Origin of the sequence: Streptosporangium sp. NPDC049078 (assembly GCF_040648855.1) — a bacterium.
Lineage (GTDB): Bacteria > Actinomycetota > Actinomycetes > Streptosporangiales > Streptosporangiaceae > Streptosporangium.
Genome location: NZ_JBEZEL010000015.1, coordinates 92,020 through 117,023 on the forward strand (window position 1 = coordinate 92,020; position 25,004 = coordinate 117,023).

At 70.0% G+C, this 25,004-nt stretch carries 25 protein-coding genes, 1 tRNA gene, 1 pseudogene and 2 riboswitches; of the genes and pseudogenes, 11 read left to right on the forward strand and 16 right to left on the reverse strand.

Annotated elements, in window-relative coordinates; genetic code table 11:
* The 7 genes and pseudogenes from AB0B90_RS25680 to bcp all read right to left on the reverse strand — a co-directional run bounded on the left by AB0B90_RS25680 (nucleotide 1) and on the right by bcp (nucleotide 5,481).
* Nucleotides 1-771 (reverse strand): ABC transporter ATP-binding protein, encoded by a 771-nt coding sequence (locus AB0B90_RS25680; protein WP_350949832.1) that lies wholly within the window; start codon nucleotides 769-771, stop codon nucleotides 1-3.
* Between the two features lie 411 nt (nucleotides 772-1,182).
* Nucleotides 1,183-1,752, reverse strand: a complete 570-nt coding sequence (locus AB0B90_RS25685) for a DUF1707 domain-containing protein (protein ID WP_362925151.1) — start codon at nucleotides 1,750-1,752, stop codon at nucleotides 1,183-1,185.
* A 10-nt stretch (nucleotides 1,753-1,762) separates the two neighbouring features.
* Entirely contained in the window at nucleotides 1,763-2,425 is a 663-nt protein-coding gene (locus AB0B90_RS25690) for a response regulator transcription factor (RefSeq protein ID WP_362925304.1), read from the reverse strand.
* A gap of 23 nt (nucleotides 2,426-2,448) precedes the next feature.
* The gene (locus AB0B90_RS25695; protein ID WP_350949830.1) at nucleotides 2,449-3,648 is read right to left on the reverse strand and encodes a sensor histidine kinase; all 1,200 of its coding nucleotides are present in this window, start codon (nucleotides 3,646-3,648) and stop codon (nucleotides 2,449-2,451) included.
* A gap of 755 nt (nucleotides 3,649-4,403) precedes the next feature.
* Nucleotides 4,404-4,476: transfer RNA gene (locus tag AB0B90_RS25700), tRNA-Leu, on the reverse strand.
* 28 nt (nucleotides 4,477-4,504) lie between these two features.
* Nucleotides 4,505-4,912: pseudogene (locus AB0B90_RS25705) on the reverse strand (HNH endonuclease signature motif containing protein); the annotation flags it as partial.
* A gap of 104 nt (nucleotides 4,913-5,016) precedes the next feature.
* Nucleotides 5,017-5,481, reverse strand: a complete 465-nt coding sequence (gene bcp / locus AB0B90_RS25710) for a thioredoxin-dependent thiol peroxidase (protein WP_350949829.1) — start codon at nucleotides 5,479-5,481, stop codon at nucleotides 5,017-5,019.
* Between the two features lie 111 nt (nucleotides 5,482-5,592).
* On the opposite strand from bcp, the gene AB0B90_RS25715 reads away from it, so the two are divergent.
* Both AB0B90_RS25715 and AB0B90_RS25720 read left to right on the forward strand, forming a co-directional pair.
* Nucleotides 5,593-5,925 (forward strand): DUF3618 domain-containing protein, encoded by a 333-nt coding sequence (locus AB0B90_RS25715; protein WP_350949828.1) that lies wholly within the window; start codon nucleotides 5,593-5,595, stop codon nucleotides 5,923-5,925.
* Nucleotides 5,926-6,076: 151 nt separating this feature from the next.
* Entirely contained in the window at nucleotides 6,077-6,583 is a 507-nt protein-coding gene (locus AB0B90_RS25720) for a hypothetical protein (protein ID WP_350949827.1), read from the forward strand.
* A 236-nt stretch (nucleotides 6,584-6,819) separates the two neighbouring features.
* On the opposite strand, the gene AB0B90_RS25725 is transcribed toward AB0B90_RS25720, so the two are convergent.
* The gene (locus tag AB0B90_RS25725; protein ID WP_362925154.1) at nucleotides 6,820-8,013 is read right to left on the reverse strand and encodes an amino acid deaminase/aldolase; all 1,194 of its coding nucleotides are present in this window, start codon (nucleotides 8,011-8,013) and stop codon (nucleotides 6,820-6,822) included.
* A gap of 149 nt (nucleotides 8,014-8,162) precedes the next feature.
* On the opposite strand from AB0B90_RS25725, the gene AB0B90_RS25730 reads away from it, so the two are divergent.
* Nucleotides 8,163-8,819, forward strand: coding sequence for a DUF6286 domain-containing protein (locus tag AB0B90_RS25730; RefSeq protein ID WP_350949825.1), 657 nt, complete (start codon nucleotides 8,163-8,165; stop codon nucleotides 8,817-8,819).
* A 227-nt stretch (nucleotides 8,820-9,046) separates the two neighbouring features.
* Here the strand turns inward: AB0B90_RS25730 and AB0B90_RS25735 are convergent, their stop codons facing one another.
* The 8 genes from AB0B90_RS25735 to AB0B90_RS25770 all read right to left on the reverse strand — a co-directional run bounded on the left by AB0B90_RS25735 (nucleotide 9,047) and on the right by AB0B90_RS25770 (nucleotide 18,961).
* Nucleotides 9,047-11,275: a hypothetical protein gene (locus AB0B90_RS25735; RefSeq protein WP_362925157.1), complete on the reverse strand. Its 2,229-nt coding sequence runs from the start codon at nucleotides 11,273-11,275 to the stop codon at nucleotides 9,047-9,049.
* Nucleotides 11,276-11,416: 141 nt separating this feature from the next.
* The gene (locus AB0B90_RS25740; RefSeq protein ID WP_362925159.1) at nucleotides 11,417-12,793 is read right to left on the reverse strand and encodes an L-serine ammonia-lyase; all 1,377 of its coding nucleotides are present in this window, start codon (nucleotides 12,791-12,793) and stop codon (nucleotides 11,417-11,419) included.
* Between the two features lie 72 nt (nucleotides 12,794-12,865).
* The gene (gene gcvH, locus AB0B90_RS25745; RefSeq protein WP_350949822.1) at nucleotides 12,866-13,255 is read right to left on the reverse strand and encodes a glycine cleavage system protein GcvH; all 390 of its coding nucleotides are present in this window, start codon (nucleotides 13,253-13,255) and stop codon (nucleotides 12,866-12,868) included.
* Nucleotides 13,252-14,343 carry a glycine cleavage system aminomethyltransferase GcvT gene (gene gcvT / locus AB0B90_RS25750; protein ID WP_362925161.1) on the reverse strand — a complete coding sequence of 364 codons (1,092 nt, stop codon included), beginning with the start codon at nucleotides 14,341-14,343 and terminating at the stop codon, nucleotides 13,252-13,254. Before gcvT ends, gcvH begins: the two co-directional genes overlap by 4 nt.
* Before the next feature lie 33 nt (nucleotides 14,344-14,376).
* Nucleotides 14,377-14,471, reverse strand: a riboswitch (glycine riboswitch).
* Nucleotides 14,472-14,570: riboswitch (glycine riboswitch) on the reverse strand. It lies immediately after the preceding riboswitch.
* Between the two features lie 73 nt (nucleotides 14,571-14,643).
* The gene (locus tag AB0B90_RS25755) at nucleotides 14,644-15,339 is read right to left on the reverse strand and encodes a gamma-glutamyl-gamma-aminobutyrate hydrolase family protein (RefSeq protein ID WP_362925163.1); all 696 of its coding nucleotides are present in this window, start codon (nucleotides 15,337-15,339) and stop codon (nucleotides 14,644-14,646) included.
* A gap of 147 nt (nucleotides 15,340-15,486) precedes the next feature.
* Nucleotides 15,487-16,254, reverse strand: coding sequence for a 3-oxoacyl-ACP reductase (locus tag AB0B90_RS25760; protein WP_350949858.1), 768 nt, complete (start codon nucleotides 16,252-16,254; stop codon nucleotides 15,487-15,489).
* A gap of 14 nt (nucleotides 16,255-16,268) precedes the next feature.
* The gene (locus AB0B90_RS25765) at nucleotides 16,269-17,615 is read right to left on the reverse strand and encodes an aldehyde dehydrogenase family protein (RefSeq protein WP_362925165.1); all 1,347 of its coding nucleotides are present in this window, start codon (nucleotides 17,613-17,615) and stop codon (nucleotides 16,269-16,271) included.
* Nucleotides 17,616-17,617: 2 nt separating this feature from the next.
* Nucleotides 17,618-18,961: a glutamine synthetase family protein gene (locus tag AB0B90_RS25770; RefSeq protein WP_350949818.1), complete on the reverse strand. Its 1,344-nt coding sequence runs from the start codon at nucleotides 18,959-18,961 to the stop codon at nucleotides 17,618-17,620.
* An 87-nt stretch (nucleotides 18,962-19,048) separates the two neighbouring features.
* On the opposite strand from AB0B90_RS25770, the gene AB0B90_RS25775 reads away from it, so the two are divergent.
* From AB0B90_RS25775 to AB0B90_RS25810, 8 genes are all read left to right on the forward strand, one after another.
* Nucleotides 19,049-19,771 (forward strand): FCD domain-containing protein, encoded by a 723-nt coding sequence (locus AB0B90_RS25775; RefSeq protein WP_350949817.1) that lies wholly within the window; start codon nucleotides 19,049-19,051, stop codon nucleotides 19,769-19,771.
* Between the two features lie 135 nt (nucleotides 19,772-19,906).
* Nucleotides 19,907-20,686 carry a hypothetical protein gene (locus AB0B90_RS25780; protein ID WP_350949816.1) on the forward strand — a complete coding sequence of 260 codons (780 nt, stop codon included), beginning with the start codon at nucleotides 19,907-19,909 and terminating at the stop codon, nucleotides 20,684-20,686.
* Between the two features lie 84 nt (nucleotides 20,687-20,770).
* The gene (locus AB0B90_RS25785; protein WP_362925168.1) at nucleotides 20,771-21,166 is read left to right on the forward strand and encodes a hypothetical protein; all 396 of its coding nucleotides are present in this window, start codon (nucleotides 20,771-20,773) and stop codon (nucleotides 21,164-21,166) included.
* Nucleotides 21,163-21,849 (forward strand): nucleotidyl transferase AbiEii/AbiGii toxin family protein, encoded by a 687-nt coding sequence (locus AB0B90_RS25790; RefSeq protein ID WP_350949814.1) that lies wholly within the window; start codon nucleotides 21,163-21,165, stop codon nucleotides 21,847-21,849. The genes AB0B90_RS25785 and AB0B90_RS25790 overlap by 4 nt, the downstream gene beginning before the upstream one ends.
* Nucleotides 21,850-21,900: 51 nt before the next feature.
* On the forward strand, nucleotides 21,901-22,143 hold the full coding sequence (locus tag AB0B90_RS25795; RefSeq protein WP_362925170.1) for a hypothetical protein: 243 nt from the start codon (nucleotides 21,901-21,903) through the stop codon (nucleotides 22,141-22,143).
* Between the two features lie 41 nt (nucleotides 22,144-22,184).
* Nucleotides 22,185-22,589: a hypothetical protein gene (locus AB0B90_RS25800; protein ID WP_362925172.1), complete on the forward strand. Its 405-nt coding sequence runs from the start codon at nucleotides 22,185-22,187 to the stop codon at nucleotides 22,587-22,589.
* 135 nt (nucleotides 22,590-22,724) lie between these two features.
* Nucleotides 22,725-22,922, forward strand: coding sequence for a hypothetical protein (locus AB0B90_RS25805; protein WP_350949811.1), 198 nt, complete (start codon nucleotides 22,725-22,727; stop codon nucleotides 22,920-22,922).
* Nucleotides 22,923-23,147: 225 nt separating this feature from the next.
* The gene (locus AB0B90_RS25810) at nucleotides 23,148-24,968 is read left to right on the forward strand and encodes an ABC transporter ATP-binding protein (protein WP_362925174.1); all 1,821 of its coding nucleotides are present in this window, start codon (nucleotides 23,148-23,150) and stop codon (nucleotides 24,966-24,968) included.
* Nucleotides 24,969-25,004 lie beyond the last annotated feature (36 nt).

Below are 25,004 nucleotides of genomic sequence, written 5' to 3' on the forward strand. Positions count from 1 at the left end.
TCACGCCTCCAGCTTCATCAGCGTGTCCAGCACCGACTGCGGCGTCGGCCCCGTCAGCTCGCTCACCAGCAGGCCGTCGCGGAGGAAGACCACGCGGTCGGCGTACGAGGCCGCCACCGGGTCGTGGGTGACCATCACGATCGTCTGGTCGAGTTCGCGCACCGACGTCCGCAGGAAGGAGAGCACCTCGGCGCCGCTGCGCGAGTCGAGGTTGCCGGTGGGTTCGTCGGCGAAGATGACCTGCGGCCTGCTGATCAGGGCGCGGGCGACCGCGACGCGCTGCTGCTGTCCGCCCGACAGTTCCGCGGGCTTGTGGCCGAGCCGGTCGCGCAGGCCCACGGTCTCCACGACCCGGTCGAACAGCGCGGGGTCGGCCAGCCGCCCGGCGATCTCCAGCGGGAGCCGGATGTTCTGCTCGGCGGTGAGCGTCGGCAGCAGGTTGAACGCCTGGAAGACGAAGCCGATCCGCTCGCGGCGGAGCATGGTGAGCTTCTTGTCGTTGAGTCCGGTCAGCTCCACGTCCCCGACGCGCACCTGCCCGCCGCTCACCGTGTCCAGTCCGGCCAGGCAGTGCATCAGCGTGGACTTGCCCGACCCCGAGGGGCCCATGATCGCGGTGAAGGCGCCGGTCGCGAAGGAGACGTCCACTCCGCGCAGCGCGTGCACGGCGGTGTCCCCCCGGCCGTACACCTTGGTGAGACCTCTGGCCGTCACGGCCGGCGCCGCGCTTTCCCGCGCGTCCCACGCGCCGACCTCTCCGGTGATGGTCACGACAGCTCTCCTCAACAACGTGTGATGTTATGACGCACCAAACGGTATTGATGGGGAAAGAGGGATCCATCAGGCGTTAGGCCTGACTTATGGCGATACGGAGGGGGTCGGGAGAAGGAGGGGCGCGACCTCCGCCGTAGTGCGGCCTCGGCCATTCGGACGAGGCGGGCGAGGCGAACGGGGCCTCACCCTCGATGGGATTCCTGCCCGAAGGCCGGGGCGCTCGCGGGTTTCCGATCCAGCGGGGTTCTCCCGAGGCTCTCGCCTCCGACCCGAGGCTCTGTCTCCGGCCGAGGCTCTCGCCTTCGGTCAAGGCTCGCGCGGTTCTCGTGTCCGATGGGGAGACTCGCGCGGTTCCTGTCTCCGGCGGAGGAGGTTCCCGGCGGGGAAGGTTCCCGCCTTCAACCGGTATTACCTCCGCGGATACTTGATTTTCAAGGTGCCCAGGCCCACCTTGCCGGTGACGCGCAGCACCGGCGCGTCAGGGTGTCCGGGGTCGGTGGCCTTGTTTTTGATCGTGCCCATGTTCGTCGTCAGCGAGTCGATCCACACGGTCCACCCCCGTGGCACGGTCACCAGGATGGTGCCCATCCCACAGGTCGCCTCCAGCAACACCTCGCGGTGCGAGCACACCGCCTCGGTGAAGTCGATCTTCACGGTGCCCGAGCTGCAACTCGCCACGATGCGCGGGGGCACCACCCAGTAGTCCTTCTGGTGCACCTCCCCATGCTTCGTCCGCAGCTCCAGGACCCCGCCTCCGATGCCCCCGACGCCCAGCATGGCGAGCCCCGCGTCGTCTCGCGGCAGGTCGGCGGTGATGGCCCTCAGGTCGTCGTACGTCCTCGCCGCCTGCGTCCGCTCGATCCGTTCCTCCAACTCATCCAGAGAGAGCCGTCCCTCTCCGGTGGCCACGCGCAACCGCTCGATGACCGCGTCACGATCGGAGTGCGACGCGCGGAGCCGACCGTCAAGGTTCGTCATAACAACGATGCTAATCGGCGGAATGCGGGGTTACGATTCCTGATTCATAGGCATATACGACGACCTGTGCCCGATCCCGCAGGCTCAGCTTCGCCAGGATCCGGCCCAGATGCGTCTTGACCGTCGCCTCCGCCAACTCCAGACGACCGGCGATCTCCGTGTTCGACAACCCCCTCGCCACCAGCACCAGCACCTCCCGCTCCCGTGCGGTCAGCCCGGTCAGCACCGCGGGCTCGGCCACCGCGGAGGGAAGGTGCACCGCGAAACGCTCCAACAGCCGCCGCGTCGTACTCGGCGCCACCACCGCGTCCCCGCTGTGCACCGACTGGATCGCGCTCACCAGATCGGCGGGCGGCACATCCTTCAGCAGGAACCCCGACGCACCCGCCTTCAACGCCGCGAACGCGTAATCGTCCAGATCGAACGTGGTCAGGATCAGCACCCGAGGCCCATCGGCCGTCGAACGGATCAGCCGCGTCGCCTCCACCCCGTCCATCACCGGCATCCGCACGTCCATCAGCACCACGTCCACGGCGACCGTCCGCACCGCCTCCACCGCAGCGGCCCCGTTACCCGCCTCCGCGACGACCTCGATGCCGGGATGGGCGTCGAGAACCATGCGGAAACCGGTGCGCAGCAACTCCTGATCGTCGACCAGCATCACCCGAATCACCTGGTCACCCACCGCGTGCTCCGTCAAGCCGCTCGCCCCGCCCCGGTATCGCCGATCGGCAGCCGCGCCACCACCTGGAACCCGCCACCGGGAACGGGGCTCGCCTTCACACTCCCGCCGAACATCGCGACCCGCTCGCGCATGCCGACCAGGCCGTGCCCACCCTCACGCTCCGGCGTCGCCGCGCCACGACCGTCGTCGGTCACCCGCACGAGCAGCTCCCGCACGCCGTACTCCATCTCCACCGTGGCCCTGCTCTCCGGGCCACCGTGTTTGAGGGTATTGGTGAGCGCCTCCTGAACGATCCGGTAAACCGTGAGCTGCTCCCCCTCGGGAAGCTCCGCGGGAACACCGGACACCCGCAACTCCACCGGCAAACCCGACTCCCGCACCTGCGTCACCAGATCGTCCAACTGCGACAGGCTCGGCTGCGGAGCGTACTCCTCCTGGACACCGTCGGCCCGCAACACGCCCACCATCCGCCGCATCTCCGCCAGCGCCCTGCGGCCCGTGGCCGAGACCGCCTCCATCGCCCTGCGCGCCTGCTCAGGGTCGCGGTCGATCGCGTACCCCGCCCCATCGGCCTGAACGATGATCACACTCACGTTGTGCGCGACCACGTCGTGCAGCTCACGGGCGATCCTGGCCCGCTCCGCGGCCGCCGCCAGCCTGGCCTGCTGATCGCGATCCCGTTCCGCTCGCTCGGCCCGCTCCTCCAGACCCTCCAGATAACGGCGGCGGGTGTTCGCGTAGATCCCCGTCATCCAGATCGCGGCCGCGAACGCCGAGGCCGTGGCGAAGGCACGCAGGTCAAGTCCCTGAGGCACCCGCCCGAACACCAGGAACAACCCCAGCTCCACCACCAGCCCCGCCCCGACCGCCCAGCGCAGCGGGCGCCGCGACGCCACCCCGTACATGGCGACGAGCACGGAGACGTTGAAGAACAGGGGAGGAACCCCGGCGAGCCACTGGAGGAACGAGGCGAACGAGACGGTCGCGAAGACCGCGACCGGACGCTCGCGCATCCAGAACAGGGGTACGAACAACAGCAGCGTCAGCCCCGCGAACCCCCACAGCCCCAGCCTCTCCGCCCCCCAGGCCACCAGGTCGACCACCCCGACGGCCCAGACATTGAGCAGCGAGACCAGCAGGAACGGAGTCAGCCACAGGGCGTCCGTGATCCTGGGATGGCGCACGCTCCAGGCGCGCAATCTGCCGAACACATCACTACGATACGTATGCGCAGATCAGAGCCCTTCCCCCTCAAGGTGGAGGTCGATGTACGACTCAGGTCGCACACCGGGCCGCACATTCGGCTTGGCTTACACAGCCTTTACGGTCTCTGGGGCACCATGGTTTTTGGGAGCGCCCTCCGGGGTGAGTAAAGGGAGATAGTTTGTGGTGATCAATCACAACGACGCCGGGTCGCGCGGCTAGGAAGACAGGCCGCGCGACCTGACGTTTTCTCTCCCGTCCCCCCGCCGCGACGGATAGCCGCCACATCGGACAGAGCTCCCTCGCCGCATACCGCTCATGGCCTTCCCGGCCGCTTCGGCGGTCTCACCGGGATCGTCGGCTTACCCGCGCACCTGCCTACCCGCTACCCGCGCGGATCCACAGGGGTCTTCCCTCCGGCGGTGAACATCGTGCCGTCTCGTGTGGTCCTGGGCGACGCCGGCCCCGCGGGCGGTCGACCTGGGCTCACGGGGGCGACTCGCCGAATCCACCACCCACGGCGAAGCCGGCCGAACGCGCGCCCCCGGGTCCCCGGCCTCAACCCGCCGGATCAGACGCGACGGCACGGTCCTCCGCGAGGACGGATTCGCGCAGTAATTGAATGGCTCTGCGTATGACCGCGGATCTCGACGCGAAGCGTCTTTCGCTCCGACAGTATTCTATGAAAAATAGATCCTGGGCCGATATTGTCACGCTGGTGTCTGTTGACTTTATGTCGATCGATTGATTCTTAATTGTTTTGTGGGGTCGACGGGATTCGAACCCGCTCTGGACGGTACCTAAAACCGCGGCCTCTGCCGTTGGGCTACGACCCCTATTCTTTCCTGCGAAATTCTCTGTCTGTGAATGGCAATTGGGGCAGAGAAAGCGCAGGTTTTCTTTTCTGTTGTCCAGCCAGTTGCCATTGATATGGTCAACGTGCAGTGTCAATGCCTGACCTCGCCAGGCGCCCTCGATCCTACATCCCGCGCAGCGGTACGGCATCCCGGTCTCGATCAGGCAGCGCCTGAGCTGCCCGGGGTCCGGGCGTGGGCTGCCCTCCGGTCGCATGGCGAGAACCTGTTCCGGACGACTGCGTCGCGGCGAGGGCTTCCCTCTGTTGGGGGAGACCCTGCGAAAGTGCGAGGTGTCGATTTCGAAGCGCCTCAGCTGGCGGCTGATATGGGCGTAGTTGCCGCCCGCGACGGTGATGCCGAGGCGGCGGAGGACGTCGGCGATGCTGAGGGACGCTGCCGCGGCCTCCGCCAGCATTTCCGGGGTGTATTTGTACTTGGTGGGCACGCCCCAAGCCTAGGTAATGGGACCGACAATTCTTGGGGCGTGCTCATGTCATATTAAATGGCGAAAATCGGGTGTCAGTCGACGCCGAGTTCGCGGCGGAGGCGGGCCACGTGGCCGGTCGCCTTCACGTTGTAGAGGGCCTTCTCGATCTTGCCGTCCGCGTCGATGACGAAGGTGGAGCGGATGACCCCGAGGGTCGTCTTGCCGTACATCGTCTTCTCCCCGTACGCGTCGTAGGCCTTGTGGACCTCAAGGGAGGGGTCGGACAGGAGCGGGAAGGTGAGGGCGTCGTGCTCGACGAACTTGGCGAGCTTGGCCGGGCTGTCCTTCGAGACGCCGAGCACGACGAATCCGGCCGAGGTGAGTGAGGCGAGGCTGTCGCGGAAGTCGCAGGCCTGCTTGGTGCAGCCCGGGGTCATCGCGGCGGGATAGAAGTAGAGGATGACGCGCTTACCGCGGTGGCTCTCCAGCGACACGGTGGTGCCGTCGGCGGCGGGAAGGGTGAAGTCCGGGGCGGCGTCGCCCGGCTCAAGTTTCATGGTGTTCCTCCGAGGAATGGTTCCCCGGTCAACTTACCGGCCTGCCCGAAGTGCCGTGGGTGGGTAGGACCTGACAGACTGATCAATGTCAAGGAGTAGGGGAGGATAGCCATGGCGGACACCGATCCCGCGGAGTTGGAACGACAGATCGAGCGCACGCGCGCGGAGTTGGCCCAGACGGTGGACGCCATCGCGGACCGGGTGAGCCCCAAGCGGGTCGCGGCGCGTGGTGTGGCGAAGGTCCGGGCGAACGCGGAGCATCTCGCCGCTCAGGTCGGTGACCTGGTGGGGGGCGCGGCGGGGCCGAAGCCGGTCAGGCTCGCCGGCGAGCCCGAGGACCTGTGGGCGGACGAGCGGCCGGACCTGGCGCCGATCCTGATCGGGGTGGGGGCGGCGCTGGCGCTCGGCGCGGTGGTCATGCTGTGGCGGCGCCGTCGTCGCTGACCGTCGCCGGCCGAGGGAGCGAATGTCGCCGGCTGAGGGAGCGAATGTCGCCGGTGACCGATCGGCTGCCCGGAATTGAGTAGGGGTTTACTCATGTGACCTTTTTCCCGCTCGCGGACCATCGCGAGTAGGAAAAAGGAGGGGTAAATCCATGAAAAACATCATTCGCGCCGCGATCGCGGTGGCGGCGACCACGAGCGTCATGCTGACCGTGGCTCCGGCCGCCTTCGCCGCGACACCGACGTCCGCGTCGGCTGCGTCCTCGGCGTCCTCGGCGTCCTCTGCGCGAGACTTCGACGACAACTTCGAGCAGGAGTCCAGGAACGGCCTGGCCACGCTGGAGGCCGTGTACTCGGTCAGGGGTGACGACGAGGAGGACAACACCTTCAGGCTGCGGGGCGATCTGTACGACGGTGACAGGCGCACCCTCCGCCAGGGTGGTCGCTGCGCCTACGCCGAGGTGCAGGTCACCTCGTCCGATGACGAGGACTGGGACGTCGCCAAGCGCGTCAAATTGTGCAGCTACGACGACACCAAGCGCTTCCGCGTCACGGCGCACGACGTGAGCGAGGTGCGGGTCAAGACCTGCCAGGTCAAGTACCGCGGCTGGTCGACCTACAAGTGCAGCAGGTGGGAGGAACTCGACCTGGGCTTCTGAGATCTCTCCGAGGTCAGGCACCTCCGGGCGCGGGAGCACCGCGGGCCGTCGTGCCCGGAGGGCGGGGTCGAGATGTGAGGGGGAACGGGCACTCGCCGTGGAGCGGCGGGTGCCCGTTTCGCATGCCGGGCCAGGTTGGAGGCGCGCCGGACCCGATCGAAGGCGTGCCCTGCCCGGGGTCAGGGGCGTACCGGGCAACGGCTGGAGGCACAGTTGGCGGCAGGATCACGGCAGGGTCAGAGGAAGGTGCGGCCCTCGCCGCGATAGGTGGGGACCTCGTCCACGACCTCGTCCCCGTCGATCAGGTGCAGGCGCGCGAAGCGCTCGCAGAGCTCGCCCGCCTTGGCGTGCCGGAACCAGACCCGGTCGCCGGCGCGCAGGTCTTCCGCCGCCTGCCCGATGAGGGGGGTCTGGACCTCTCCGGCCCCCTCGTTGGAGTCGTAGCGCAGCCCGCACGGCAGGTAGGGCTGGGGCAGGCGGTCGTCGCCGGGGGCGCCGGAGGCGGGGTAGCCGCCGCCGAGGACGGTGACGACGCCGGGGGCGGGGCGGCGTACGACGGGCAGGGCGAACAGGGCGGCGGGCCGGCCGGTGAATCCCCGGTAGAAGTCGAACAGGCGGGGATGGAAGAAACCGGATCCGGCCGCGATCTCGGTGACGGCCCTCTCCTCGGTGGTCTTCTCGATGCTGCCGGTGCCGCCGCCGTTGACGAACTCCAGGTCGGTGACCTGGCGGACGGCCTGGACGATCCGGCCCCTGCGGGTGATCAGCTCGCGGCGGGACCTGGCCTGCATCAGGCGGACGGCCCGGGTGAGGGCGGGGTTGCCCGGCGGGTCGTCGCCGACCCCGGCGATCTGGGCCTCGTACGCCATCAGGCCCACGAGCCGGAAGCCGGGCCTTTTGGCGATCTCGGTGGCGAGGTCGGCGGCCTGGTCGACCTCGCGGACGGGGGAGCGGCGGACGCCCGCCCTGAACCGGCCGCCGAGGGCGAGGTAGCCGGCGTCGACGTCCAGGCAGAGCCGGATCTCGTGGCGGTCGCGGACTCCGGCGACGGCGGATTCGACGAGGTCCAGGTGCTCGGCCCGGTCCACCATGATCGTGATCTCCCGCGCCGCGATCGGCTCGGCGGCGAGTTCGGCGAGCGCGGCGCGGTCGACGGTGGGGTAGGCGACGAGCACGTCGCGCATCCCGGTGGAGACGAGCCAGAGGGCTTCGGGGAGGGTGAAGGCCATGATCCCGGTGAAGCCGTCCATGGCGAGGACGCGTTCGAGCACGGCTCGGGACCTGATGGACTTGCTGGCGACCCTGATCGGCTTGCCCCGGGCGCGGCGGGCCATGCCTTCGGCGTTGGCGCGCAGGGCCCGCAGGTCGAGGACGGCGAAGGGAGGGTCAAGGTGCGCTGTGGCCCGGTCGTAGCGCTGGCGGTCGTCCATGTCCGCAGGATAACCCCGATACGGAGAAGATGAGCATTGTTCATGTTGCTGTATCGGTGATCAATGCTCCCGCCAGGGAGGGCTCAAGATCGTGCAAGTGGGCGGTTGATCCCCGGCCCGGCCCTGCGGGAACGCGTACACATGGCCGGATGACGACTACTCTCCAGGACGTCCTGGCGGGCTCGGGAGGCACCGGTGCCGCGGGGAACACCCCGGGCTCGGGAGGCAAGGCGGGGGCCGAGCGGTTCCAGGACGTCCGGCGCAGGTCGGTGCGGATGCTCAGGCCGGGCAGGACCCTCGCGGGTGTCCCCACCGCGCTGACGGTGTCCGCCGTGCTGGCGGCCTCGGCCGCGGTGACGGTGGGCCTGCTCATGGACTCCCCGCTCGCGCGGGTGCCCTACCGGCGGATCGTCAAGGGCGTCGGCGCGTGGAACTGGTCGGATCCCGCCGTGTTCGCCGCCTCGGTGCTCGCCGTCGCGATGGGCCTGGTGATGCTCGCGCTCGCCGTGCTGCCGGGGCGGTCACGGCTGGTGCCGCTGGAGGCGGGAGACCCGCACATGGTGATCGGCATCACCAGGTCCGGACTCCGCCGCACGCTGCGGGAGGCCGCCGAGTCGGTGGAGGAGGTGAACGGGGCACGGGTCCGGCTCACGTCGCGGATCGTCGAGGTCACCGTGTTCACCGACGCCGAGCGGACAGGCCCCGTGCTGCGCCGGGTGGGTGCGGCGGTGGGCGACCGGCTCGGGGGCCTGGGCGCGATGTGCGCGGGAGAGGTCGTCGTACGGCTGCGCAGGAAGGGGGCCTGATGAGGCCCTACCTGGGCAATCGGATCGGCCTGGCCGTCACGGGGACGGTGCTGGTGTGCGCCGGGCTCTACGCCTTCCTGCGGGGACGCGGTGACCTGCCGGGACAGGCGCCCGGTGCCAGGCTCGTGCCCCGAGGGTTCCCCGGGTGGCTGGCCGCGCATCCGTTGCCGGGCTGGCTGGTCGCGCTGCTGCTGGTGACGCTCGCTCTCGCGGCGCTGCGGTGGCTGCTACACGCCCTGGGATGGGGACGGTGGGGCAGGCGGACCGGGACGGGGACCGCCATGCTTGGAGTCGCTCTTAAAGAAGTCGAAGGGCTCACTCGTGTCCGCGTCAGGTACGTACGGCACGAGCGGCTGCGCATCGGGGTGGGCTGCGCGCCCGCGACCGATGTCGGCAGACTCGTGTCCCGGCTGAACAGAGACGCGGTGGGGAAGGTCCGACGGGCGCTCGGGGAGGTAGAACTCGGCGTGGTGGTTCGCCTTCACGTTCGCCGCCGCTGACTCCCCGTACTCCGGCGAGCCTGCCGCGCCTCCGTACGCCGACCGCTCACTCGCCCTTTCGTACGCCGACCGTTCGCCTGTCCCCCCGTACACGGGCCGTTCGCCCGTCGCCCCGTACGCCGGCCGTCGCTCCGGCTCCCCGTAGGCCGGGCGCTCACCCGTCCCTCCGTACACCATCCGGTCCGCCGTGTTTCCGTACGCGGGTGTCTCGCCCGTCGTGCCGTGCCCCGGCCGGTCCGCCGCCTCGCCGTACGAGGTCCTCACGGACGTGCTCTCCTCGGGAGCCCGCCCGTCGTACGACCCGTGCGCCGTCTCGTCGAAGGGGCTCGCGTACACCGGTCGCTCGGCCGTCGCGCCGCGCGAAGGGGCCTCGTCGCCGGGTCCCTCGCCCGAAGACCCCTCGTCCGCTCTCCCCGCCGCGACCTCGGCCGCGTTCTCAGCGTTCCCTGTGTTCCCTGTGTTCCCTGTGTTCCCTGTGTTCCCTGTGTGCTTCTCGTGCCTGACGCCGAAGGCCAGTCCGGCGGCCAGGCAGAGCAGCGGGAGGGCGGGGACGACGTAGCGGTGGTCGAAGGCCGCGATGAAGGGCGGCAGGATCAGCAGCATCGTCCCCGCCGCCCAGGGCAGCAGCACCGCGCCGCCGAACCTCCGCAGCCGCATCAGCACGCCGACCAGGCCGACCAGCAGGATCACCGCGAGGTACGGGCCCCGCACGAAGCCGTACTCCTGGTAGTCGCGCAGCAGGCCCGCGTAGGGTTCGGCCATCGTCGGCGCTCCCGACGAGCCCTGGTAGGCCACGGTCAGCTGCTCTGCGGTCTTGCCCTGCGAGGCGGCACCGGAGGTGAAGGGCCGCACGGTGTCGGGGAAGACGTAGGCGCTCTGCGGGCCGGGAGCCGGGTAGACGCGCCGGGTCCAGTCGAAGATGTGGGCCGCGTCCTCCAGGCCCGCCCGCAGGAAGTCGAGCGGCTGGGCCATGATCGCCTGGGTGGCGAAGGCGCCCGCGAGGGCGTCGCGCTCGGCCCAGCTGCCCTTGACCTTGTTCAGCGGCGACTCGCCGTCCCAGATGTAGACGGGTGGCGCCGCGCGCTGCCCCAGCGGCTCGACGGGGCACAGGGCCGCCTCGGGGCCGGTCGGCTGGATCGCGGCGCAGTCGGCGAAGGTCATCGTCCGGGCCCAGAGGAAGGTGTTTCCCCTGGTCAGAGCGAAACTGCCGTGCTCGGCCCTGAACCAGGCCGCGTACGAGCCCAGGCCGATCGCGGCGGCGAGCGTCGCGGAGAGGACCGCCCGCCACCCGGCTCGGCGGATCACCATGCAGACCAGCGCCACGGCGATGAGCGGCAACCCGATCGTGCGGGTGACGGTCGCCGCGGCGAGCAGCGCCCCGGCCAGCGCGGCGACCCACGCCGCCGGGCGTCGCCGCCACAGCAGCAGCGTGACCGCGAGCACCGCGAGGAACTGGAAGAGCAGGTCCGCCATGACGAGGTGTTCGAGCTGGATCTGGTAGGCGTCGAACAGCACCGGCAGCGCGGCGAGCGTCGCACCCCACCCCGGCAGCCCGCCCAGCCTGCGCAGCAGCAGGTAGACGCAGACGGCCACGGCCAGTCCGAGCAGGTGCTGCACCGCGACCACCGCGGGGATGCTGGACAGCGGCTTGAGGATCCACAGGAACAGCGAGTAACCCGCGGGACGGGACTCCAGGGGGCGGGGGGCGAGCCCGGCGTTCAGGTAGACGAAGGAGTCGGCCCAGAACCACAGGGCGGGCCGGTAGCCGAGCATGGCGAGGAGGCGCAGGCCGCCACCCGCGAGCAGGGCGGTGATGAAGAGCCAGTGCGACCCGAGGAAGCGGAGCGCCCGCAGGGAGCGGGAAGGAGTCTCCGGAGCAGGAGAGCGGCGGGAGCGGCGGGAGCGGCTTGCCGGGGGCGTTCCCGTGACCACCGCGACCTCCCGAATCCCGCGCATGGCCACCCAGCATAGGCGTGGGATCGGAGGAGGCTGCACGTGATGCGAAATTTGGTAGCGATCGAGTTGTATGTCGTCAAGGTTCCGCAGTCCCGAGTCTCCCGCGCGCCCGTCAGAGGCCCCACCGCCCAAACCCCGGGGTCAGCACTCGATGACGTTCACCGCGAGCCCTCCCCGGCTGGTCTCCTTGTACTTGTCGAGCATGTCGCGGCCGGTGTCGCGCATCGTCTTGATGGCCTTGTCCAGCGAGACGAAGTGGCGGCCGTCGCCGCGCAGCGCGATCCTGGCGGCGGCGATGGCCTTGATCGAGGCGACCGCGTTGCGCTCGATGCACGGGATCTGCACCAGGCCGCCGATCGGGTCGCAGGTGAGCCCCAGGTTGTGCTCGATGCCGATCTCGGCGGCGTTCTCGACCTGCTCGGGGGTGCCGCCCATCACCTCGGTGAGCCCGGCGGCGGCCATCGAGCAGGCCGAGCCGACCTCGCCCTGGCAGCCGACCTCGGCGCCCGAGATGGAGGCGTTCTCCTTGAACAGCACGCCGATCGCCCCGGCGGTGAGCAGGAAGCGGATCACGCCCTCGTCGTCGGCGTCCTTCGTGAAGCGGTCGTAGTAGGTGAGCACGGCCGGGATGATGCCCGCGGCGCCGTTGGTGGGCGCGGTGACGATCCGGCCGCCGGCGGCGTTCTCCTCGTTGACCGCGAGGGCGAAGAGCGAGACCCAGTCCATCGTCTGCAGCGAGTCCTTTTCTCCCGACTCGCTGCGCAGCTGCCGGTGGAGCTGGTGGGCGCGGCGGCGGACCTTCAGTCCGCCGGGCAGCATGCCCTCCTTGTCGATGCCGCGCCGCACGCACTCGCTCATGACCTGCCACAGGACGAGCAACCGGTCGCGAACCTCGGCCTCGGTGCGGCCGAACGCCTGCTCGTTCTCCAGCATCAGCCCGGAGATGGACAGCCCGGTCTCCGCGCACTGGGCGAGCAGTTCGGCGGCCGTGGTGAAGGGGTGGGGCAGGACGGTGTCGTCGGCTTTGATCCGGTCGGCACCGGTGGCGTTCTCGTCGACGACGAAGCCGCCGCCGACCGAGTAGTAGACCTTCTCGCGGACCGTCTCGCCGGACTCGGACAGGGCGGTGAAGCGCATTCCGTTGGGGTGGCCGGGGAGCGAGATCTTGCGTTCGAAGACGAGGTCCTCGCCGATGACGAAGGGGATCTCGCGCGAGCCGTACAGGGAGATGGTGCCCGACTCGCGCATGGCGGCGAGCCGTCCCTCGACCGCGTCGACGTCGACGAGCTCGGGCTTCTCACCGGACAGGCCGAGCAGCACGGCCTTGTCGCTGCCGTGCCCCTTGCCGGTCAGGCCCAGCGAGCCGTACAGGACGGCGCGCACCCTTGCCGTCTTCTCCAGGAGCCCGTCCTGGTGGAGGCCGCGGGCGAACTTGTGGGCGGCGGCCATCGGGCCGCCGGTGTGCGAGCTGGACGGGCCGATTCCGATCTTGAAGAGATCGAAGACGCTGATCGTCATCTGAATCCTTCCAGCGTGGACGGCCACGCGCGCCCTCCGGCGCGCGTGACCGTGACGCGAGGGGGGAAAGGCTTAGGACTCACCCGAGGTGAGCGCGGCGTACTCCTCGGGCGACAGCAGGTCGTCGGCGGAGCCCTCAAGACGTACGCGGAACAGCCAGCCCTCACCGTAGGAGTCGCTGTTGACCAGCGAGGGGTCGTCCACGACGGCCTGGTTGACCTCCACGACCTCGCCGTCGACCGGCGCGAAGATGTCGCTCACCGACTTGGTCGACTCGACCTCGCCGACGGCGTCACCGGAGGCGACCGTCGCGCCGACCTCGGGCACCTGCACGTAGACCACGTCACCCAGCGCCTCGGCGGCGTAGGCGGTGATGCCCACGGTGAGGGTGAGGCCGTCATCGATGCCGGAGATCCACTCGTGTTCCTTGGTGTAGTGCAGGTCCTCGGGAATGCTGCTCATTTTTTCCTCCTGTAGAAAGGCAGTGCGACGACCTCGACCGGCTCGTGGCTGCCCCTGATGTCGACGGCCAGTCCTGACGACAGGCCGTTGTCCACGTAGGCCATCGCGATGGGCCTGCCCAGTGACTGGGAGGGCGCCCCGCTGGTGACCTCGCCGACGACCGCGCCGTCACCGGCGACCACCACCGGATACCCGTGCCGGGGCACCCTGCGGCCGGTCGCGACGAGGCCGACCAGGCGGCGGGACGGCGGGACGTCCTTGAGGGATTCGAGGGCGGCCCGGCCGACGAAGTCGCCCGGTTTGTCAAACCTCACCACACGGCCCAGCCCGGCGTCGAACGGGGTCAGGGCGGCCGACAGCTCGTTGCCGTACAGCGGCATCCCGGCTTCCAGCCGGAGGGTGTCGCGGGCGGACAGGCCCGCGGGGATCAGGCCGTGCGGCGCGCCCGCCTCGGTGAGGGCGGCCCAGAGCGGCTCGGCGTCCTCGGCCGCGACGAACAACTCGAAGCCGTCCTCGCCGGTGTATCCCGTACGGGCGACGAGGGCCTCGCGACCGGCGACGACGGCGGGCAGACCGGCGTAGTACCTGAGCCCTTCGAGGTCGGCGTCGGTGAGCGAGCCCACGATCTCCGCGGAGCGCGGACCCTGGACCGCGACCAGCGCGTACCGCTCGGAGCGGTCCTCCACCGCGGCGTCGAAGCCCTTGGCGCGGCCGGTCAGCTCGGCGGCCACCCGGGGGTAGTTGGAGGCGTTGGCGACGACCATGAACTCGGCGGGGGCGAGCCGGTAGACGATCAGGTCGTCCAGCACGCCGCCCTCGGCGTCGACGATCATCGTGTAGCGGGCGCGGCCGGGCTCCAGCGCGGAGAGGTGGCCGACCAGCGCGTAGTCGAGGGCTTCGGCGGCCTGCGGCCCCGTCACGAAGATCTCCCCCATGTGGGAGAGGTCGAACAGGCCGGCCGCCTGGCGGACCGCGTTGTGCTCGGCCGACTCGCTGCCGTAGCGGAGCGGCATCAGCCAGCCCGCGAAGTCGGTCAGCGTCGCGCCGAGGGACTCGTGCACGCCGCGCAGCGGCGTAGGTCGGGACATGTGCGCACCTCAGACAAGGGACAGATGAGAGCATCCTCCCCCTCTGTCGTGGGTGCCTGAGAGTTTCATCCGGGTTTTACCGGACTTTCACCTTCGGCGAGGTCGTGGGACCTGCTTTCCAGAGGGCACCTACCCGCACGGTCCTTTGCCTTGAGAGGTTCGCGGGGAGGGCTTGCTCCTTCAGGGGTCCTGGGCTGGGTGTCAGGACGCTCTCCCGCACGGGATTCATCGGTGTCATCGGCCAGCCTAACCGCCCGCACCGGCCGAGCGAAATCCCCTCGCGGCCCCGATCCGTGCCGGTCAGGGGGCGGCGTGCCGGACCAGCGCCTCGAACAGAGCCGACTCGTCGTCGGTCTCGGGGTGCCACTGGACGGCGACGGCGAAGGGGTGGCCGTCCACCTCCACGGCCTCGACCGTGCCGTCCTCGGCGTGGGCGGTCACGGTCAGGCCCTCGGCGAGCCGGTCGAGGGCCTGGTGGTGGTAGTGGGCCACCTCCACGGTCTCGGTCCCGAAGATCTTCGAGGTGTGGCTGCCGGGGGCGAGCCGCACCGGCATCCTGCCGTAGTGGCCGGGGGCCGGGGCGTGCCCGGCGTGGCCGACCACGTCGGGCAGGTGCTGATGGAGGCTGCCGCCCAGCGAGACGTTCAGGATCTGCATGCCCCGGCAGATCCCCAGGAAGGGGGTGCCCCGCTCCAGCGCCGCCTCGACCAGTCCCAGCTCGGCGTCGTCGCGGAACGGCCGGACGTAGCCGGTCCGCTCGTGCGGCTCCCGCCCGTACCGCTCGGGGCCGACGTCACCGCCTCCGGCCAGGATGAGCCCGTCCAGGCGTTCCACCAGCGCCGAGGGGTCGCCCGCCGGGGGCAGGATCACCGGCTGCCCGCCCGCGCGGGCCACGTGGTCGACGTAGTCGTACGGCAGGAGCGCGGTGGTCGTCTCCCAGACGGTGAAGCGCGCGGGCTCGACGTAGCAGGTGATGCCGATGACGGGACGGGACATGATCTCTTTCTTACGCGGACGCCGGGGACATGGGAGATGGGCCCACGTCCTCGCACGTTATCGGGGCCGGGGTATGGCCTGGGCAAATCCCGCCACCGCCGGTCGCGAAGGTGGCGGGGCGAGGTCTGCAGCGGGTCTACAGCGGGTCTACAGCGGGGTGACGTACGCGCCGGAGATGCCGCCGTCCACCAGGAACTCCGAGCCGGTGATGAAGCTCGCGTCGTCCGAGGCGAGGAACGCCACCGCGGCGGCGATCTCGGACGCCTCGGCGAAGCGGCCCACCGGGATGTGGACGAGCCGGCGCTGCGCCCGCTCGGGGTCCTTGGCGAACAGTTCCTGCAGCAGCGGCGTGTTCACCGGCCCCGGGCACAGCGCGTTCACCCGGATCCCCTCGCGGGCGAACTGCACGCCCAGCTCGCGGGACATGGCGAGCACCCCGCCCTTGGAGGCGGTGTAGGAGATCTGGCTCGTCGCCGACCCCATCACGGCGACGAACGACGCGGTGTTGATGATCGACCCCTTGCCCTGTCGCCGCATGTACGGGATGGCGTGCTTGCAGCACAGGTAGACCGAGGTGAGGTTCACCTCCTGGACCCGGCGCCAGGCGTCGATGCCGGTCTCCAGGATCGAGTCGTCCTCGGGCGGCGAGATGCCCGCGTTGTTGAACGCGATGTCCACGCTGCCGTAGGTGTCGAACGCGGTCTGGAACACCCGGGCGACGTCGTCCTCGTCGGTCACGTCGGCCCGCACGAACAACCCTCCGACCTCCTCGGCGGCCGCCGGACCGGTCGTCTCGTCCAGGTCCACGCACACGACGCGGGCGCCTTCCGCGGCGAACCGGCGCGCGGTGGCGAGGCCGATCCCGCTTCCGGCGCCGGTGATGACGGCGACCCTGTCCTGCAAACGTTCCTGCAAACGCAGCATCGCTTCTACTCCTCGGAAATGAAGACGTTCTTGGTCTCGGTGAACGCTGACAGGGCGTCGGGACCCAGCTCGCGGCCGAGGCCCGACTGCTTGAAGCCGCCGAACGGGGTCCAGTAGCGGACGCTCGAATGCGAGTTGACGCTGAGGTTGCCCGCCTCCACCGCTCTGGCGACCCGGAGTGCCCGGCCGACGTCGCGGGTCCAGATGGACCCGCTCAGGCCGTACGGGGTGTCGTTGGCGATCCGTACGGCGTCCGCCTCGTCGTCGAACGGCACCACCGACACCACGGGGCCGAAGATCTCCTCGGTGAACGCCCGGTCGCCGGCCGACCGGGGCGTCAGGACCGTCGGCGGGAACCAGAACCCCGGCCCCGACGGGCACACGCCCCGCAGGTGGGGCGGCTCGGTGACGAAGGAGGCCACCCGTTCCCTGTGCTCGGCGCTGATCAGCGGGCCCATCTCGGTGGCCTCGTCGCGGGGGTCGCCGACTCGGACGTTCAGCACCGCCTCGCCGAACCGCGCGAGGAACTCGTCGTGGACCGAGCGCTCGACCAGGATCCGGGAGCGCGCGCAGCAGTCCTGGCCCGCGTTGTCGAACACCGCGTACGGCGCGGTCGCCGCGGCCTTCTCCAGGTCGGCGTCGGCGAAGACCACGTTGGCGCTCTTGCCGCCCAGTTCCAGGGTGAGCCGCTTGACCTGTCCGGCGCAGGTGGCGGCGATCTGCTTGCCGACCTCGGTCGAGCCGGTGAACACGATCTTCGCCACCCCCGGGTGCTCGACCAGCCGGGCACCCGCGACCTCCCCGGCCCCCGGCAGGACCTGCAACACCCCCTCGGGCAGGCCGGCGGCCAGGGCCAGCTCGGCCACCCGCAGGGCGGTGAGCGGCGTCCACTCGGCGGGCTTGACGATCACGGTGTTGCCCGCGGCCAGTGCGGGGGCCGCCCCCCAGGTCATGATGACCATCGGGAAGTTCCACGGCACGATCACGCCGACGACGCCCAGCGGCTCCTTGAAGGTGACGTCGAGCCCGCCGGGCACCGGGATCTGCAGGCCGTGATCGCGCTCGGGCGCCCCCGCGTAGAAGTCGAGCACGTCGGCGACGTTGCCCGCCTCCCAGCGGGCGTTGCCGATCGTGTGCCCGGCGTTGGCGACCTCCAGCAGGGCGAGCTCCTCGGCGTGCTGGCGCACCAGCGAGGCGAAACGGCGCAGCAGCCGGGCACGGTCTCCCGGTGCGACGTTCCTCCAGTGCGCGAAGGCGCGCCGGGCACGCTCCACGGCCCTGTCGATCTCGGCGGCGTCGGCCATCTCGATCTCGGCGACCGCCTCTTCCGTCGCCGGATTGATGATCTTCACATTCACATCCGTTCGAATCCCCGGAAAAGCTCCCAGTCGGTCACCGCCGCGTCGAAGGCGGTGAGCTCGACCCGGGCGTTGTTCGCGTAGTGCGCCACGACGTCCTCACCGAAGGCGGCCGCCGCGAACTCGGAGGTCTCCCAGAGCTCCAGCGCGTCGCGCAGCGTGCTCGGCACGGTCTCCGCGCCCGAGGAGTAGGCGTTCCCCGTGAAGGCGTCCTCAAGCGGCAGCTCGTTCTCGACGCCGTGCAGGCCGGCCGCGATCAGCGCCGAGACCGCCAGGTAGGGGTTCACGTCGCCGCCGGGCACCCGGTTCTCGATCCGCAGCGAGGGGCCGTGGCCGACCAGGCGCAACGCGCACGTCCTGTTGTCCACGCCCCACTTGACCGCGGTGGGGGCGAAGCTGCCCTGCACGTACCGCTTGTAGGAGTTGATGTTCGGCGCGTACAGCAGGGTGAGCTCGCGCATCAGCGCGATCTGCCCGGCGATGAAGTGCGCTCCTGTCGCCGACAGCCCGTGCGGCCCGGAACCGGCCATCACCGGCTCCCCGCCCGCGTCCCTGAGCGAGATGTGGATGTGGCAGGAGTTGCCCTCGCGCTGGTTCGGCTTGGCCATGAAGGTGATCGCCATGCCCTCCTGGGAGGCGATCTCCTTGGCGCCGTTCTTGTAGATCGAGTGGTTGTCGCAGCTGGACAGGGCCTCGGCGAAGCGGAAGGCGATCTCGTGCTGGCCGAGGTTGCACTCGCCCTTGGCCGACTCGACGTACATGCCCGCGCCCTCCATGCCGAGCCTGATCCTGCGCAGCAGCGGCTCGACCCTCGCGGTGCCGAGGAGGGAGTAGTCGACGTTGTAGAGGTTGGCGGGGGTCAGGTCGCGGTAGCCGCGGCGCCAGGCGTCCTCGTAGGTGTCGCCGAAGACGACGAACTCCAGCTCGGTGCCGACGAAGGCGCCCCAGCCCCGCTCGTCCAGCCTGGCGAGCTGCCTGCGCAGGATCTGGCGCGGCGAGGCGGTCACGTCGGAGCCGTCCTCCCACACCAGGTCGGCCATCACCAGGGCCGTCCCCTCCTGCCATGGCACGCGGCGCAGGGTGGACATATCGGGTTTCATGACAAAGTCGCCGTATCCGCGCTCCCAGGACGACATGGCGTAGCCGTCGACCGTGTTCATGTCGACGTCGACCGCGAGCAGGTAGTTGCAGCCCTCGGAGGCGTGCCGCAGCACCTCCTCCAGGAAGTAGCGCCCCGACAGGCGTTTGCCCTGGAGACGACCCTGCATGTCGACGACCGCCAGCAGCACGGTGTCGATCCGCCCCGCCCGCACCTCGTCATGAAGCTCGGTGACGTCCACACGCCCTCCTCGTCGGGGTCTTATTGGGCTAGTGTTAGACCATTGACGTGCAGCGGGGGGAGCGTTGTCAAGGGCCGGAGGAGATAATTGGACGAGCTGTCGCGGTTGACGGCCGTGTTGCGGCCGGTGCGGGCCGGCAACGCGTTCGAGGAGACGGTGGAGCGTCTGCTCCAGGTCATCAAGCTGGGGCTGGTGTCGGAGAAACTGCCGCCCGAGCGGGAGCTCGCCGCCCAGCTCGGCATCAGCAGGGTCACCTTGCGCGAGGCCATCCGCGAGTTGCAGGAGGCGGGCTATCTGGAGGTGCGCCGCGGCCGGTACGGCGGCGCCTTCCTCACCCACAACGTCCCGCCGCAGCCGCATCGGGACGACCTGCGCCGGGCCGTGGCCGACATGGGCACCGACGACCTGTCCGACGCCCTCACCTTCAGGATGGCGGTCGAGTGCGGCGCGGCCCAGGTGCTCGCCACCACCCCCCTCACCCCGGAGCGGCGCGAAACCCTGCGCGAGAGGCTGCGCGAGGTCAACTCGGCGGGCCCCGAGGACTACCGCCGCCTCGACACGGCCTTCCACCTCGCCATCGCCGAGCTCACCGGCTCCGCCCTGCTCGCCGGGGCCTGCGCCGACGCCAGGCTCCGGGTCACCGACCTGCTCAACGCGATCCCGGTGCTCCAGCGCAACATCGAGCACGCCGCCCTCCAGCACCAGGCGATCGTGACGGCCATCCTGGCCGGGGACCCCGAGGCCGCGCGCCGCGCCGTGGCCGAGCACCTTGAGGGGACCGCGGCGCTGCTGCGGGGGTTCCTCGCCTGAAGCGCGGCGCGCCTCGTACGGGCGACCTGTGCTTCGTACGGCGCCTCGCGGGCGCCGGGGAGACCGCCGTGCCGTCGTGACGCCGGGTGACTCCCGCGCCGATCCGGCGGTGTTCCTCGCATAGCCTGGGGGACGGTGGGGGATTTGTTCCGAGAGCGGATCATGGACACAGGGCGGCTGCCGCTGTTCTGTTTCTTCGTCGCGCTGATCGTCGTCTTCCTGCTCACCAGGATCAACGTCCGGCTCATCCGCGCCAGGATCGGCTGGTTCGGCAACGTCAACGTCGGCGAGATGCACATCCACCACGTGGTGTTCGGCGTGGTGCTCACCCTGCTCGGCGGGGTGGCCGGCCTCATCGTCTCGGGGGTCTCGGAAGGCTGGTACGCGGTGACGGCGGCCGTCTTCGGCGCCGGGGCCGCCCTGATCCTGGACGAGTTCGCGCTCATCCTGCACCTGCACGACGTCTACTGGGAGGAGGAGGGCAGAGCCTCGGTCGACGCCGTGTTCGTCGCCGTCGCGGTCACCGCCCTGCTCCTGATCGGCCTGCGTCCCCTCGGCTGGGAGGACTACGCCGGCGAGTCCCAGGGCCTGTGGCTCACGATCGGTTTCATCGTGACCAACCTTGTGCTCGCCGTGATCACGTTGCTCAAGGGCAAGATCTGGACGGGGCTCGTCGGGTTGTTCGTCCCGATCCTCCTGGTGGTCGGTGCGATACGGCTCGCCCGCCCGGGATCGCCCTGGGCCCACTGGTTCTTCGCGCCCGGCTCCCGGCGTCCGCAGCCCCGCAAGATGGCGAGGGCGGAGGGCCGCGAGGAGCGCTGGCGTCGCCCGGTGATCCGCGGGAAGATCGCCTTCCAGGAGTTCCTCTCCGGCCGCCACGACCTCCCCTCCACCCGCCTTCGTTCCCGTCACTGAGCCCGTCACCGAGCCCGCCGCTGAGTCCGTCGTGGGCCCGCGCGCCCCGTGGACCTCGGGCGAACGGCGGGCATACTGGGGGACGTGAGTACGCTTCCTTCCCGATGGGACGGCGTGGAGCGGCGCGTCCCGGAATCGCTGGCCGACCTGCGCGGCCCGGCGACGGGGACGGTCGCCCTGCCCGTCCACCTCGGCTGGTCCGGGCTCACCGAGTTCGATCTGGTGAACCCGCTGCTACGGATGAGCCTCTACCGCACGGTCATCACCGGCGGTGGCCGCTCCGACGCCGAGTCGTATCTGAACGCCGAGCATCTCGTCGCCGACTGGCCGACCCTGCGCCGGGGCATCGGGCCGAGTTACCGGAGGGCCTGGGAAACCAAGATCACCGCCCTGGGGTGGGGGACAGAGACGGGCCGCGACAGCGGGCCGGGCGACCGTGACGCCGAGGCGGGCACCGCGGCGCCGGGGTGGGAACGGTGATCCTGCCTCCGTTCCAGCAGCGGATGCTGGAGGCCGCGCTACCCGCCTGCACCCGGTTCGGGCTTGTCCTGGCGGGCGGTTACGCGATGAACGCCCATGGCTTCACCGAACGCCCGAGCGACGACCTCGACTTCGCCACCGCCGCCGAGACGCCGCTGCCCGAGGTCGCGGAGGGGATGGCCGAGGCGTTCAGGAAGGCCGGGCTGGAGGTCACCATGACGGAGGTGACGCCCCGGATGGGCCGCCTCGTGGTGAGCGACCCGGTGACCGAGCAGAGCTGCGAATTCGACCTGCTCAGGGAGGCGTTCCAGCAGCAGCCCGTGATCGTCGGCGACATCTCCGTCGTCTCCCTGGACGACGCGGTCGGCCTGAAGATGCGGGCGCTGCACGAGCGCAGCCTCGCCCGCGACGTCATCGACATCGCCTCGATCTCCCACCTGTACGGCTTCCGCGAGCTCGAACACCTGGCCCGCCTGCACAACGAGGAGTTCGAGCTCGCCGAGCTGGTGATGAGGCTGGAGTTCGTCGACCTGATCGCGGACGAGGACTTCGAGGCCTACGGCGTGGACGACGAGCGGATCACGGAGATCCGCCGGTTCGCCCGCGCCTGGGTGGAGGACATCGGTCTCCGCCGCGCCGAGGAGGGTGACGTCGACTACGACGACGTTCCCGACCCCGACTGAGAAGACCGGAAAGGACACCGGCTATGCCACCATGAGTGGCATAGTTGGTGTATGGCGATGCCCCAGCCCGTGGATCCAACGGTCAAGAAGTCGGTCACCCTGCGTCGATCCGTCGCCGAGGAGGTGGAGTCCAGAACGGGCCCTCGGGGCTTCTCGCACTTCGTCGACCAGTCGGTCGAGTACGGGCTCGCGCTGTTGAAGGCCCAGGAGATCGTGGAGGATCACGAGACCAGGGTCGCTCCTCTGTCCGAGGCGGATTTGGAAGAGGCCAGGCGCGCGTGGCACGGAGAGTGAGAGGACGGAACACGCCACCGGAGGTCGCTTTTCCCACACCTTTGTTCGTTCTCGACGCCCAGCCCTTCTCGCTTCTCGCCGAGGACGATCCCAGGATCGTGGCACGTATCGCGATCGCCCGGCAGGAAGGATTCGTCCCCGCCATCAGCACTGTGACCTTGGCGGAGGTACGCCGTACCGGCCAGGTGGGAAGGCGTCTGGCCTGGCAGCGATCGCGCCTCACGGTGATCCCCGCCTCCGAGGCGGTCGCCGACCTCGCCGCCCTGCTGATTGAGGACGCCGGCCTGGACGGGCACGAATGTGTGGTCGACGCCCTCGTGGTCGCGACCGCCGCGACCGGAAGCGGGCCGGCGAAGGTGACGTCCGGTGACGCCTCACACGTGCCCAAACTGATCGCGGCCGCCAAGCTCAGGCGGACTTCTCCGCTGGGCTGGGTTCCCCTCTGACGCCCCTGATCCGGAAGGCGCCGGGATCGGGCCGACGGTGAGGCCGGGGACCCGAGGGGGGGAGGGGGTTCCTGTGACGCATACTCGGCCCCTCGCGGGGCAGGTGGGGGTCCTCTCTGCCGAAGGGTGCTGATCATGGGTCTTATGGAGAAGCTCAACCTGCGTGAAATGAAGGCCAAGGCCAAGCTGAAACTGGCCGGTCGGGTGGGTGACCGCCGCAAGGTGGCCGAGGCGAGGACGGAGGAGGCCGAGGCGAGGCTTCTGAAGACCAAGGACGAGATCCTGGACACCGTCGCGGAGATGCGCAGGGAGTACGGCGTCCGCCGCCGCTGACTCCCGCCCCGGGTGTCCTGCCGCTCGCCAACTCCCTTCCGATCGGTTTTCCGGCGCCTTTCCCGCCGCATGACGTCAATGTAGGTTGACATCCTCGAGAGTGTCAACCTACATTGACGTCATCGTTTTCATCTCCGACCAGGGCGAGCCGCCCGAGATGGATTCGTGCGCGGTAGACAGGAAAAGCGGCCGAAGGCCGATCGCGTCGTTTCTGAGGGGGACACGTTGGCGGGGGTCGTATTGCGGGACGCGGGAAACGACGCGGGAAACCCCGAAGAGCCCGGCGAACCGGGGAAACCGGGGGAATTCGGCAACACCGTGCCGGAGTCCGCCTCCTGGCGGTTGCTGGTCGCCTACATACGGCCCCACAGAAGGGCCCTGCTGCTGGGCGGGGTGCTCAGTCTGGTCGGCTCGCTGGCGGGGCTGGCGATGCCACTCCTGGCCAAGACGGTCATCGACGCCTTCGGCGAGCAGCGCTCCCTGCTCGGTCCGGTGCTCGGCCTGACCGCCGCCGTGCTCCTGGGCGCGGTCATCGGCGCGCTGGGTAACTACGTGCTGGAACGGATGGGCGAGGGCATCGTCTTCTCCGCCCGCCGTACCCTCGTCGACCGGATGCTGCGGCTGCGGGTCTCCGAGGTCGATCGGCTCAAGCCGGGTGACCTGATGTCCAGGGTGACCTCGGACACCACGCTGCTGCGGGCGGTGTTCACCAACGGCGTGGTCGAGACGGTCGGCTCACTGTTCATGCTCGTGGGCGCCGTGGTGATGATGGCGCTCATCGACGGGATGTTGCTGCTCATCACGCTGGGAGTGATGGTCGTGGTCGGCGGGTTCGTCAGCCTGATCATGCCCCGCATCCAGCGGGCCTCGATGCAGGCGCAGGTCGCGGTGGGCGAGATGGGCGCGGTCCTCGACCGGGTGCTCCAGGCGTTCCGTACCGTGAAGGCGAGCGGCGCGGAGGAGCGGGAGATCGCCGCGGTGGGCGAGGCGGCCCGCGAGGCGCGTGACCGGGGGATCGCCGTCGCCTGGCTGACGTCGATCGCCGGCGTCTCGGCGTGGGTCTCCGCGCAACTGGCGTTCGTGGCCGTGCTCGGCGTGGGCGGCGCGCGGGTCACCTCCGGCGTGCTGGAGGTCTCCTCGCTGATCGCCTTCCTGCTGTACCTGTTCTATCTGGTCGCCCCCATCGGCCAGCTGGTTCAGGGCTTCACGCAGGTGCAGAACGGCCTGGCCGCGGTGAAGAGGATCCGCGAGATCGAGGAGCTTCCCGCCGAGAGAGCGGACGGTGCGGCGTACGAGGTCGGCAGGGCCCCCGCCGGGGTCGTCTTCGAGAACGTCGCCTTCCGCTACGGCGACGACAGACCGGTCGTCCACGACGACGTCTCCTTCGAGGTGCCCGCGGGCGGCCTGACCGCCCTGGTGGGCCCCTCCGGAGCGGGCAAGTCCACGGTCTTCGCACTGCTGGAGCGCTTCTACGAGCGGCAGGCGGGGGCGATCACGATCGACGGTCGCGACATCGCGGACTGGCCGCTCGCCGAGTTGCGCGCCTGCCTCGGCTACGTCGAGCAGGACGCGCCGGTGCTGGACGGCACGCTCAGGGAGAACCTCGTCTTCGCCGCGCCGGGTGTGGCCGAGGCCGACATCTGGCGGGTGCTCGCCCGTACCCGGCTGGAGGATCTGGTCTCCCGGCTCCCCGAGGGCCTGGAGACCCGGGTCGGCCATCGAGGGATCATGCTCTCCGGCGGCGAGCGCCAGCGGGTCGCCATCGCCCGCGCACTGCTGCGCAGTCCTCGGCTCCTGTTGCTCGACGAGGCCACCTCCCAGCTCGACGCGGTCAACGAGCTGAGGCTCCGGGAGGTGGTCGCGGAGGTGGCGGCGGAGACGACCGTGCTGGTGATCGCCCACCGCCTCTCCACCGTGGCGGGGGCCGACCGGATCGTGGTGATGGAGGCGGGCCGGGTGAGGGCCGTGGGCACCCACGACGAGCTGCTCGCCGACGACGCCCTCTACCGCGAGCTGGCCACCACCCAGTTCCTGCTGCCCGGCTGAGGCCGCCTGCCCGTTCCCTTTCCCACCTGGTCCTGC

Bases quoted from the DNA above. Each gene is read 5' to 3' on its own strand.
- AB0B90_RS25685 (WP_362925151.1), bottom strand. From the start codon at position 1,752: ATGACGAACCTTGACGGTCGGCTCCGCGCGTCGCACTCCGATCGTGAC.
- bcp (WP_350949829.1), bottom strand. From the start codon at position 5,481: ATGAAACTTGAGCCGGGCGACGCCGCCCCGGACTTCACCCTTCCCGCC.
- AB0B90_RS25715 (WP_350949828.1), top strand. From the start codon at position 5,593: ATGGCGGACACCGATCCCGCGGAGTTGGAACGACAGATCGAGCGCACG.
- AB0B90_RS25720 (WP_350949827.1), top strand. From the start codon at position 6,077: ATGAAAAACATCATTCGCGCCGCGATCGCGGTGGCGGCGACCACGAGC.
- AB0B90_RS25725 (WP_362925154.1), bottom strand. From the start codon at position 8,013: ATGGACGACCGCCAGCGCTACGACCGGGCCACAGCGCACCTTGACCCT.
- AB0B90_RS25730 (WP_350949825.1), top strand. From the start codon at position 8,163: ATGACGACTACTCTCCAGGACGTCCTGGCGGGCTCGGGAGGCACCGGT.
- AB0B90_RS25735 (WP_362925157.1), bottom strand. From the start codon at position 11,275: ATGCGCGGGATTCGGGAGGTCGCGGTGGTCACGGGAACGCCCCCGGCA.
- AB0B90_RS25740 (WP_362925159.1), bottom strand. From the start codon at position 12,793: ATGACGATCAGCGTCTTCGATCTCTTCAAGATCGGAATCGGCCCGTCC.
- gcvH (WP_350949822.1), bottom strand. From the start codon at position 13,255: ATGAGCAGCATTCCCGAGGACCTGCACTACACCAAGGAACACGAGTGG.
- gcvT (WP_362925161.1), bottom strand. From the start codon at position 14,343: ATGTCCCGACCTACGCCGCTGCGCGGCGTGCACGAGTCCCTCGGCGCG.
- AB0B90_RS25755 (WP_362925163.1), bottom strand. From the start codon at position 15,339: ATGTCCCGTCCCGTCATCGGCATCACCTGCTACGTCGAGCCCGCGCGC.
- AB0B90_RS25795 (WP_362925170.1), top strand. From the start codon at position 21,901: ATGGCGATGCCCCAGCCCGTGGATCCAACGGTCAAGAAGTCGGTCACC.
- AB0B90_RS25805 (WP_350949811.1), top strand. From the start codon at position 22,725: ATGGGTCTTATGGAGAAGCTCAACCTGCGTGAAATGAAGGCCAAGGCC.